9 protein-coding genes are annotated in these 10,293 nt (G+C 58.6%); 7 read left to right on the forward strand and 2 right to left on the reverse strand.

The genetic code is table 11. The features are described 5' to 3' along the window. The first annotated feature begins 430 nt into the window (after positions 1-430). Entirely contained in the window at positions 431-766 is a 336-nt protein-coding gene (locus EOC83_RS31220) for a metalloregulator ArsR/SmtB family transcription factor (protein WP_245441379.1), read from the forward strand. Positions 767-882: 116 nt separating this feature from the next. Here the strand turns inward: EOC83_RS31220 and EOC83_RS31225 are convergent, their stop codons facing one another. After that, positions 883-1,182, reverse strand: a complete 300-nt coding sequence (locus EOC83_RS31225; RefSeq protein ID WP_013525105.1) for a DUF1236 domain-containing protein — start codon at positions 1,180-1,182, stop codon at positions 883-885. Between the two features lie 474 nt (positions 1,183-1,656). Here EOC83_RS31225 and EOC83_RS31235 point away from each other — a divergent pair, with 474 nt between their 5' ends. The 3 genes from EOC83_RS31235 (at position 1,657) to EOC83_RS31245 (ending at position 4,199) form a co-directional block, all read left to right on the forward strand. Then, positions 1,657-2,034: a low affinity iron permease family protein gene (locus EOC83_RS31235; RefSeq protein WP_063170791.1), complete on the forward strand. Its 378-nt coding sequence runs from the start codon at positions 1,657-1,659 to the stop codon at positions 2,032-2,034. Positions 2,035-2,836: 802 nt separating this feature from the next. Continuing rightward, on the forward strand, positions 2,837-3,580 hold the full coding sequence (locus EOC83_RS31240; RefSeq protein ID WP_063170792.1) for a DUF4142 domain-containing protein: 744 nt from the start codon (positions 2,837-2,839) through the stop codon (positions 3,578-3,580). Positions 3,581-3,602: 22 nt separating this feature from the next. Continuing rightward, positions 3,603-4,199, forward strand: coding sequence for a hypothetical protein (locus EOC83_RS31245; RefSeq protein WP_013525101.1), 597 nt, complete (start codon positions 3,603-3,605; stop codon positions 4,197-4,199). 500 nt (positions 4,200-4,699) lie between these two features. Here the strand turns inward: EOC83_RS31245 and EOC83_RS31250 are convergent, their stop codons facing one another. Continuing rightward, on the reverse strand, positions 4,700-6,472 hold the full coding sequence (locus tag EOC83_RS31250) for an SLC13 family permease (RefSeq protein ID WP_063170793.1): 1,773 nt from the start codon (positions 6,470-6,472) through the stop codon (positions 4,700-4,702). 1,150 nt (positions 6,473-7,622) lie between these two features. Between EOC83_RS31250 and EOC83_RS31260 the strand changes: the two genes are divergently transcribed. The 3 genes from EOC83_RS31260 to EOC83_RS33080 form a co-directional block, all read left to right on the forward strand. Further along, entirely contained in the window at positions 7,623-8,552 is a 930-nt protein-coding gene (locus EOC83_RS31260; RefSeq protein ID WP_244514439.1) for an NAD(P)/FAD-dependent oxidoreductase, read from the forward strand. Positions 8,553-9,541: 989 nt separating this feature from the next. Further along, complete coding sequence (locus EOC83_RS31270; protein ID WP_032808422.1) at positions 9,542-9,835, forward strand: helix-turn-helix transcriptional regulator; 294 nt, start codon at positions 9,542-9,544, stop codon at positions 9,833-9,835. Positions 9,836-10,074: 239 nt separating this feature from the next. Then, positions 10,075-10,293: hypothetical protein (locus EOC83_RS33080; RefSeq protein ID WP_206516561.1), on the forward strand; the 219-nt coding region annotated here is incomplete at its 3' end.

The raw sequence follows: 10,293 nt of genomic DNA on the forward strand, positions 1-10,293 counted from the left end.
GGCAGTCGCCGATTGACGGGAACAATTTAGCGAACAGTAAATTCAACGGTCTTCTGGTAGGAGGCAAAAGTGTCCCAGCGAAGCGTCGACAAAGACCGATTGGAGCGCGCAGACCGCGAGGCAAAAGTTGCTAACGCGGCCGAGAGAGAGGCGCGTTATTTGAAAACTGCGCGACTTCGAGAACAACGCCTTGCTGCCGAAGCCAAGGGTCCCCAGGCTTCGAAGAAAGGCCGATCCAGGAGCTAAGGCGCTAAGGCGCTTAGCCGCCGAGGCTGGCCGTGAGACAGCGACGCCCTTCTGATGGAACATACACCACGCTAATAGATCTGGCGCGCCGGGGCACGCGACGATCCCGGCACATCCTTACTGGGGCGCCCGCCGCTGCCGTGAAGGGAGGCCGCTTCTTTACATTTCGGCCGGCGCAAGACGCGTGAGCGAGGGCAACATCATGAATCCCGAAAAGCCCAGCATTCATGCGCCATCCGCCGAGCTGCTCGCTGCCATGGCTAATGAAAAGCGCCTTCTCGCTCTAATGATTCTTGCTGACGGAGAAATATCCGTTTCTGATCTGGCGCCGCGACTGGGGCTTAGCAACTCAGCACTCTCCCAGCATCTCGGCATGATGCGAGAATCTGGTCTGGTCACCCGGAGGCAGGAGCGCCATAAAGCGTATTACTCGTGCACAGATCTTGCCCTGAAAGTCCTTGAGCTCCTGGACTGGCTTGTTGAGCGGAAAACTCTGCCTGGCCGCGACCATCATCCATAAAGCCCGGACCTTTGGAAGGTTGCGATGTCGCGACTTCAAGGCTCGTCACCGGATTGTGGAGATTTGTAAGCTTCGACCCCGCCGCCAGGCGATGGCGGCGGGGTTGGATGGTTCGTTCAGTCGTAAACCTTGATGATTTTTCGGGTGCCCGGGTCCACCAGCACCGTGCGGTTGTCGACCACAACGTAGCGATATTTGACGTTGGGGACCTCATGGATCTCAACCGTTTCCGGCAGGGCTGTCCCGACATTCAGTTCCACGCCGGGGAGCTTGACCGACGCCAGGGGCTGCTTCTTCACATATTCGCGGATGACGGTGTCCTGTTCCGGCTGGATGATGATGTCGTCCGCGGCGGCTGAGCCGATCCCAGCCAATAGCAACATCGCTGCTGCGGTGTTCTTTAGAAGCATGTTCATATCTGCACTCCTGTAGGGACGGGCGCAACACGATCATCGTCCCGCGCCGCCCGGCAAGTTGAACATGGAGCCGCCCTAAACGTTCCGCCCTAGGTACTTAGGTCTAGTCCCCTTGGGACCTAAGTCTGGTTCTGGAAACCGCATTGGTCCTGTCAGCGGCAGCGGCTGGAACGCTTGGCTTCCGCGGCTGTTGTCTCTCGAATTTGGAAGAATGCAGATGTATAAAGTGTGGACCAAGCACGCTGGTTATTCGCGGCTGTTCCCTTTCTCGTGATGGCACTCGTTCTTGGCTGGCATGTGGTGGATCGGCGGGCAAACGTCCCTTCCGACGCCGAACCCGTATCTTTAACCTGCAGTAGGTGACCTGATGTTGCGCGACAAGGAGAGTCGGATCTTAGAGGCAGGCCTGCTGGCGGCGGTGCCTGTTTGTGTGGCGATTACCGCACTGGTCGCCTTGATGACCTTGGCCAGCATATGAATCGGTTCCTTTTCGCAGCCTCCGACTTCCTATCTCGGCCGCCAGGCTTCTATGTCATGCTCGTGGCAATGGTTTTGTGCACCGCCCTGGTGCCTTTTGGACTGACAAATGCGGTCACCTATGCCCTGTCGGTTGCCGCCATCGTGATCACCGGTGTTGTCCTTTTACAAGGCTATCGCGATACCGCCGCCATTCACGCAAAACTCGACGAGATCATCGTTTCACTGAACGAAACCAGGAACGACGTTGTCGGATTGGAGCATGCCGAGCCGGACGAGATCAGGGAGAAGCTTGTAAAACTCGAAGAAGAAGCGTCCCGAACAGTCGGGGCTGCCAGGCGCGAACTTTCGAAAGCAACAGGAGAGAGATCATGAACAATCTCATTTGGCTCGTTGGTGCGGTGGTCGTCGTCTTGGCGATTTTGAGTTTTTTTGGTCTTCGGTAGGCGACGAGCATTTCCGCCGACAACCTGAAGGATCAGGGGGAACTACACTTGGCGTCGCAAATTGCTTTCATGAATGACAATCAGCCGCCCCCCGACAAGTTGATATCCGAGCCACCGCCAGATTGGCAGGGCGTGTTTTTTGCCACCGCTGCCCTCGTCTCGTCCTTATGCGCCCTGCTGCTGGCATTTTGGATGTCTGTTTGATCGCTGTCGGAGGGGCCACTGTCCTATCAAGAGCCAAAAAGGTTTGGCATCAAAGTTGCATTGACAAGTTGGGGCGGATGAAGCCCGCCGCTTCGCAAATGGGGCGGCGGGCTTTCATAAGCTAACCCTCAGAAACGAGCCTTGGCCGGCAATTTACTTGGCGAAGGTCACGCATGTCGACCTGCTGACGCCGCCGGGATGCCTGGGTAAGCGCAATCTGTGGCGCTACCGACGTCTTTCCGCCGTGTGGTGATCTTCTGGTCGGCCGTCCCGTCTGCTTCAGGCTCTTTGCCGGCAAGCATACCAAACTCACCGTTGGATTTTTTCCGCCATCAGGTCCCCTCTGCGAGCAATGGCAACTCTTCGATCGGTCTGGGGTTCCTGGACAATCTGGGATCGGTGTCACTCCGCCCAGCTCGTGACGGCGGGAATGGCGCCCCGAAAATATCCGACATTTATCAAGGCCCGGAACAAAGATGGCGCCGGGAGATTGGAGTTCATCGTCCTCCTCAACAAGGAACCTAAGCATGAGAACCAAACTACGCATGGCATCGCTGTCGATCGCGACCGCAATGACCGCTGTACTGCCTGCCTTGTCAGCAGAGACGGCCCAGGACTTCGTCACGAAGGCCGCGATCGGCGGGATGTTCGAAGTGCAGTCCAGCAAGGTCGCTCAAAGCAAGCTCCAGGATCCGACCCTTAAGGATTTCGCGCAGAAGATGATCTCCGACCACGGTGCTGCGAACGCCAAACTCGAGAGTATTGCCGGCGAACAGAAATTGCAGGTGCCCGCCGACCTCGACGCTGCCCACAAGAACGACGTCGACAAGTTGCAGTCAGCTGCGGCGCCAGTCGATGCAACCTATGCCGACATGCAGAAGACGGCGCATGCCGATGCTGTAAGCATGTTTGAAAGCTACGCCAAGGAAGGCGACAATTCCGCTCTCAAGTCGTTTGCAAGCGAGACGTTGCCGACACTCAAGATGCATCAGGAGATGGTTGGCAAGGTCGCGGCTGCCGCTCCTGCCCCCGACAGTTCCGCGCCAGCCGCGTCCGATGCGGACGCCACAAATTCTGTGGCACCGGTGCCTGGCGCCAACAGCTTCACCGAGGACCAGGCCAAGAACGCCATCGAGAAGGCGGGCTACTCGGACGTCTCCGCCCTGACGAAGGATGACAAGGGCATCTGGCGTGGAACGGCGAGCAAGGACGGCAAAGCAGCACCCATCGCCCTCGACTTTCAAGGCAACGTCGTTGCCGGCAAGAATTGATCACCAACCAAGGACAAATCAGATGAAAACCGTAACAGGCCTCTTCGACAATTATGATCAAGCAAGCGACGCTGTGGGCGAGCTTGAAGCCACGGGCGTTCCGCACGACGATATTAGCATCGTGGCGGGTAATTCGGGCGGCCGGCTTACGGGCGAAGCGTCGGAGGCTGGCGAGGATGCGGCAGCAGGGGCTGGTGTCGGCGCCGTAGTCGGCGGGGCCGGCGGCCTGCTCACCGGCCTTGGCCTGATGGCCATACCTGGTCTCGGCCCCGTGGTTGCCGCGGGCTGGCTGGCGGCGACTGCGGTCGGCGCTGTCGGCGGTGCCGTGGTCGGTGGCGCAGCTGGCGGCATCATCGGCGCGATGACAGAGTCCGGTGTGCCGGAAAGCGACGCACATGTTTATGCCGAAGGCGTTCGGCGCGGGGGAACAATGGTTATAGCCAGGGTCGAAGACGACCTTGTCCCCGACGCGGAACAGATACTGAAGCAATATAATTCCGTCGACATAGCCCATCGGCGAACCGAATACGAAGCAGGCGGTTGGACCGGCTTCGATCCAACGGATGAAGTCTACACAGGTGATGACCTGGAAAGCGCCAGAGGTCGTCGCAACGTGTGAGATGAAATGACTGGGCGGCTAACAGCCGCCCTCGTCCTTCCTGCGCGATGTGCAACGCTGGTATCTCAGGTAGCACCAAGATCGAATGGTCGTCGCGACGACTTGCAGTTCACCAGGGCCCTGCCGCTGAGCAACACACGACTTGTGATGCTGATCGCAGCCCGAAAGGGCCTCGTATTCTCGAAGAAAGAGTTATCGGCCTGTCGTCATCACGAAGGTGAACCGGCTTTTCCTAGGTGAGAAACGACGTCAATACTCCGCCAAGCCCCTGACAATCTCGCTGCGGTGTATAGTCCATGGCCTAAGGTTCGTTTGCTGGCTTTCCCTTTGCCCCGATAGAGCGGCCGGAACACAGTTTCTGTTGCCGCGGGCGGGACGAGAGGGGAACTGCTGGCGACACTGACCGCAGGTTGGCCAGCCCGCGTCAGGCTTGCGCGGCGACCTCATTCACGAATGTGGTGTCGTGTGGGATTTCCAAGAAGACATCCGAATATCGGATGTCAGTTCATTGGCCAGACGATCATAAGCATCGGCACAGCAACAATGACTACGAGGAAAGACAGGGGCAGTCCCAGACGCGGATAGTCGCTGAAGCGGTAGCCACCCGGCCCCATGACAAGCGTGTTGCACTGGTGTCCGATCGGGGTGAGAAAATCACAGCCGGCGCCAATGGCGACAGCCATCAAGAACGGTTCGGGCCTGTAGCCCAGATCACTAGCAAATTCGGCGGCGATAGGCGCCATGACAAGGACGGTGGCGGCATTGTTGAGGAATGGCGTAACGGCCATGGCGGCGACAAGGATGAGCGTCAGTGCGCCGGACGCCGGAAGGAGGGTCCCCAGTCTGGCAAGCTCGCCGGCAACTACTCCCGTAGCTCCTGTACTGCGTAGTGAATCGCTCACTGGAATGAGAACGGCGAGCATGACGAGGATAGGCCCATCGAGCGATTGGTAAACATCGCGGAGCGGAATGACCTTGAAAAGCACAATCGCGACCGCGGCCGCGAAAAAAGCGACGGAGACTGGCAGCAGCCCAAACGCCGTCGCCACCATGGCGAGAGCAAGGACCACTACCGGCACGATACCCTTGCGGACGCTGCCAAGAAGGATAGCCCTTTCTGCCAGCGGTAAGCAGCCGAGTTCACGAAGTATCTCGGGCATTCTCGCTGCACTGCCCCGCAAGACGACAACGTCCCCGAGCCTCAGCTCGACTGCGGCCAGCCTGCGGTCGAGGCGCTCCCCACGACGGCTGACGGCCAGGAGGTTGACATTGAAGCGATCGTAAAGGGCAAGGCGCTGGGCGGTCCAGCCGATCAAAGAGGAGCTTTCACCGATTACGGCTTCGATAGCGACCATTTCGTTGGTGGTGTCGTCACCACCGCCCCTATCCCCGGTCACGCTGAGCCTGCCCTGGGAGACAAGGCGATCCAGCGCTTCTGGGTCGCCCTCGAGCAACAGGATGTCATCCACCTTGAGGACCACGTCGGGCAGTGGCGTCATCCGCATCGTGCGATTGCGCAGGATCGACGTCACGATTGCATCGCCCCCGGCGAGCTTCATGAGGTCTGCGACGGTTTTCCCGAGCACCGTGGAGTCGGCGACAATTCGAGCCTCTGTAAGGTAATTCTTGATGTCGAGGGCTTCATTCAGTGACCCGCCATGCTTTTCGCGCACCGGCAACAACCAATAGAAAAACAGCAGGAAGATCGTTCCGGCAGCGGCTATGGCAGCTCCAACAGGTGTGAAGTCGAACATTGTGAAGGCGGTTCCGATCAGCTCCTCTCGCACTCGGGACACTACGATGTTGGGTGATGTTCCCACCTGCGTCATTAGTCCGCCGAGCAGTGACCCGAATGCCATGGGCATCAGGAATATCGAGGGTGAAATGTTAGACCGGCGCGCGAACTGGAAGGCGATCGGAATCATGATAGCGAGCGCCCCGATATTCTTTACAAAGGCAGAGAGGATCGTGACCACGATCACCAGCAGCGCCAGTTGCGACCGAACTCCCGATAATTTCGGAGCAAAGCGCTTGATCGCTGCCTCCATGATTCCCGAGCGTGCTATCCCTGCGCTCACCAGCAGAGCACTGCCGACAATAACCACGATATCGTCGCTGAACCCGCTGAAGGCTTCGTCAAAAGGCACAATGCCAACCGTGACAGCAAGCAACAGTGCCACAGCCGCGACCAGATCATATCGATAGCGACCCCACACGAACGCTGCCATCATCACGAAGGTTACGGCAAATGACAAAATTTGCGGCGTAGTCATGTCTTCGAATGCCCCGGCCCGCCAGTGCGACTAATGAGAACGGCCAAACCGCCCCTTTTGTTGCTTCGCTCATTGCTGCGCCAAAGCGGTCCGGCGGCGTTTGGCCAGGAGCGGATCGGCAGCGTTTAGAAACGGATTTTACGAAGCGGTCTTCGGACTTTGACAGACATCGATGTGCCCCGACCAATCCGACGCTTCAGCCCCAAACCAGGAAGGCCCGAGCCGGGATCAAAAAGCATGCGCTTGCCTCATGTCGAGTCCCCCTGGAAAATCGCCCGGACACCACGGATCGGGCGGCGTGCGGAGATCTTTTTCTCACCTGAAGTGCCACAGCAACGCCCCCGATATGCAGGGAGGGTGCCTCTGGTGCCTGACCCGTGGGCGAGCAGTTTTCTTGGCTACATTCGATTCTCAGGAAGCTTGAATCACGCGGCCTCTCTTTTGTTTTCGTAGCTGACAGGAGCCCCCTCGAAAGCCAGATCACTCCCGCGAGCCCAGTTCTTCTCAGCATCGATCAGCTCATTCTCCCCAGTCAAGCCGTTCAGAAACAGCCTGAGTACGTGCGCAGCTGTCCGTTCTCCGGCCCGCGAAGCAACAGGTACGCCGCGCTGTTCGCAGACCGTCGCACAAACACGGGCAAGCATCACAATATCGCTCGGTTCCAAAAATCGACCTGGATACAACATACCGTCCTCTGTTGGAAAGCCTCGTGAGCCTTTGATTACGCGAGGTCACCGGCAGCAACAATCAACTATGATAGTCTGCACCTCGACTGGGTCAGTAAATTTGAGCGGCCCTTCAGACGATCGGCATTGCGCCCTCCGGATCGGAAGGACGGGGCTATCAGGTGGGTTTTCCCGGCAGGTCGATCCGATTCGAATCGCGTGGGCTTGGGAAATGCGCACGGTCGCAGGTCTAAGGCAAGTTGGCCTGTGAAATGCCATGTCGGCATTTTCGGGCACCTCGAATTGAAGCCTGATTTGCAGAAGCTGGAATCGCTTGATGGCGAAGACTGCGCAAATCAGATCGAGGCGCGCGCCATCGCCCGGTGAAAGGGACCTCGACGAGTTGCCGCGTAAATCACGTTTGGAGGCCTGACCGTCGCCTGCTCATCCCCTCTGCCAAAGCAGGGAACAAGATCCTGTTTGCAATGTTGGGCGAAATGCCAATTTCTTCCCGCGGTCATGAATTCGACGTGGCTATTGTCGGCGGCGGCCCCGCAGGACTTGCGGCAGGCATGTATCTGGCCAGATTCCTGCATTCGGTGATCGTGGTCGACGCCGGCGACGCACGAGCCAAGCTCATTCCAAAATCGCATAACTGTCCTGGCTTCCCGGAGGGCGTAGGCGGGTCAGAGTTGCTCGGCCGTCTCAAAGCCCAGGCACAGAGATACGGTGCAAGCGTAGTGGACGGTCGTGTAGCGGGCGCCAAGAAGCGCGACGGGACCTTTGTGCTGACGACCACCTTCGGGACCATCCGAGCAAGGCGCGTGGTTCTTGCAACCGGGATCGTGGACAAGGCCCCGGCAATAGAAGGGCTGGAGGAGGCCGTCGCGGCCGGCACTGTCCGACTGTGTCCGGTCTGCGACGCCTATGAGGCCGTGGGCAAGCGCATCGGCGTCGTCGGCCCAGAGCATCTGGCGCTCAAGGAAGCCCTGTTTTTGAAGGAGTACAGCGGTCAGGTTACCTTGCTCGCCAACTATCCGGAGGATATTTCCGATGCCGCCCGCGGCATGGCCTCGGCAGGCGGCATCGAAATCTGGGACACCGTCGAGGATCTTGTTGCTCGGGCAACCGGGTTCGGCGTTGTCATGGCCGACGGTGCGCCAATGCGGGAATTGGATGTGGTGTACCCCGCAATGGGGTCTGATGTGCGCTCTGAACTCGCCGCCGCACTCGGTGCAGAGTGTGACGCGCAAGGATATGTTCTGGTCAGCCGACACCTCGAAACGTCGACTGCGGGTCTCTATGCCATTGGAGACGTGGCTGAGGGCCTCAATCAAATTGCCGTTGCGTTTGGCCATGCCGCCACCGCAGCAACACATATCCACAATGCACTTCAGTCTAGACCGGAAAACTGACCGGCCACCCTAGCACAGGGCGCGCGCCATAGCGCTCCAAGTCAGTGCGTTTCGAAGGACGCTTCAGATCCGCTCACCGGTGGCCGGCCTCGGGCGCGAAACGTTCAAATCAATTTTGTCCGGCAGGTCTGGCCAGGCATTTTTGATAGCGGTGGTTGTCATTCGATGGACAGGCGGGATGATGACCATCCGGACGTGTCGTTCAGGCCAGAGCGGGTTCCCGAAAATCAGGAAAACGACTGCTACCAGGACACTGACCAACCCCGCTGCAAACACGTTCGCGATGATCTCACCAGGCTGCATACACTCTCCATGAATGAGTACCCGCCACGCCAAGCGAGCCGTGGCGGGTAATCAACCAACCGACGATGAAGGGACGATGATCGACGGTCACATTCCAAATGTGGAAAAGGCTTCCTTGTTTCATAGGTCAGACCTTTGCGATTCCATGTCGGGCTTTGGTCGGGCCCAGACACGGTAGAGTGCTTGCAATGAGGTGTGTAGCAGCGCCAGCGCGAAGGCCCGTCAACAGCAACAAACCAGGTTGCCTGGATCCGCAACATATTTAGTGGGTCCGCCCCCACTTGCGGGTAGAGGCGGACCCGGGCGAGGCTTGGGGACCTCGACCGGCAGCGGGGGACGCTGCCGCTCTTCCAACCTGCCGTGGCATATCAGGTTCCGCTGATTAACAAAAAGCCGGCCACCGCGAAGTGGTGGCGGGCAGGTTCTGGAGTGTGCTGGGACCAACCAGCATAGGTCAACGAGCCGCAACAGGGTTGGTTGCGATAGCGGGCGGACGCCCGCCAACCCTCAGCGCTCGCTTCAGGCGCCCACTGCTTGCCCCCCTCGTCCCAGTGCCGGCCTATTGCCTGACGCATGCATCGCTGAGACATCGCTCGTGACGACCGTCCCCCGCGCGGGAATTGCTCGATCTTTCGATCGTCGATAGATCGAAGGAACATTTTAGACGTATCGAATGTTCAAATCCTATGGACAGCCGAACCCAACTTTCACCAGCTCAATCGAGAGCAGCACGCGCCCTGCTGAACTGGCCGCGAGTACGGCTTGCCGCAAAAGCGAGCGTTAGCGAAATGACGATCAGAGATTTTGAGAACGGTATTCGAAATCCGCGTCCCCACAAGATCGCGGCCATGCGTCAGGCGTTTGAGGACGCGGGAATTGCTTTCACCTTCGAAGGCGCTCCATCGCTAGCCCGCCCTGAAGGGCATAGCAGTCTCTCCACCACCAATAGAATGTGGCGCAGCCGGCAGAGACAAGCATAACGATAAAGGTCCTTGAGCCTCGTATTAGCAATCCACTTGACCCACAGCCCACCTAAAGGCGCGAGCCAAGAAACCGGTCAAGCCGGTGAGGCGTCGTTGCTGTATGCATCGTTTGAACATTACTTCCGATACGCTCCTGACTTCTTCATTGCCCTCGTCAGGCTTGGTACCGGCATCACCGGCGGCTGGTCCGCAAGGTCGCTGGCAGCCATGGGGGGAGCCGGTTCTGGAAACGGCAGATGGCTCGCGATCCAATCGTCGAGGAACCTGCGGCCGCGAGCATCATCCGGTCAAACCAGGATCGTAGTGGAGATGGCATCGTGGATCGTGCCATAGAGGCTGTCGATGGGCTGGCGGAAGCGTCCATGCAGTCACGATGCTTTCAGCTCATCGAACCTCGGGCGCCAAAGAGTGTTCCGTTGGTTTTTGCTGAAATGGCGGGAAATTTTTTCTCCGGC

The sequence above is a fragment of the Mesorhizobium sp. Primo-A genome (genome assembly GCF_003997175.1).
Lineage (GTDB): Bacteria > Pseudomonadota > Alphaproteobacteria > Rhizobiales > Rhizobiaceae > Mesorhizobium > Mesorhizobium ciceri.

Bases quoted from the DNA above. Each gene is read 5' to 3' on its own strand.
- EOC83_RS31250 (WP_063170793.1), bottom strand. From the start codon at position 6,472: ATGACTACGCCGCAAATTTTGTCATTTGCCGTAACCTTCGTGATGATG.
- EOC83_RS31260 (WP_244514439.1), top strand. From the start codon at position 7,623: ATGTTGGGCGAAATGCCAATTTCTTCCCGCGGTCATGAATTCGACGTG.
- EOC83_RS31270 (WP_032808422.1), top strand. From the start codon at position 9,542: ATGGACAGCCGAACCCAACTTTCACCAGCTCAATCGAGAGCAGCACGC.
- EOC83_RS31225 (WP_013525105.1), bottom strand. From the start codon at position 1,182: ATGAACATGCTTCTAAAGAACACCGCAGCAGCGATGTTGCTATTGGCT.
- EOC83_RS31240 (WP_063170792.1), top strand. From the start codon at position 2,837: ATGAGAACCAAACTACGCATGGCATCGCTGTCGATCGCGACCGCAATG.
- EOC83_RS31245 (WP_013525101.1), top strand. From the start codon at position 3,603: ATGAAAACCGTAACAGGCCTCTTCGACAATTATGATCAAGCAAGCGAC.
- EOC83_RS31235 (WP_063170791.1), top strand. From the start codon at position 1,657: ATGAATCGGTTCCTTTTCGCAGCCTCCGACTTCCTATCTCGGCCGCCA.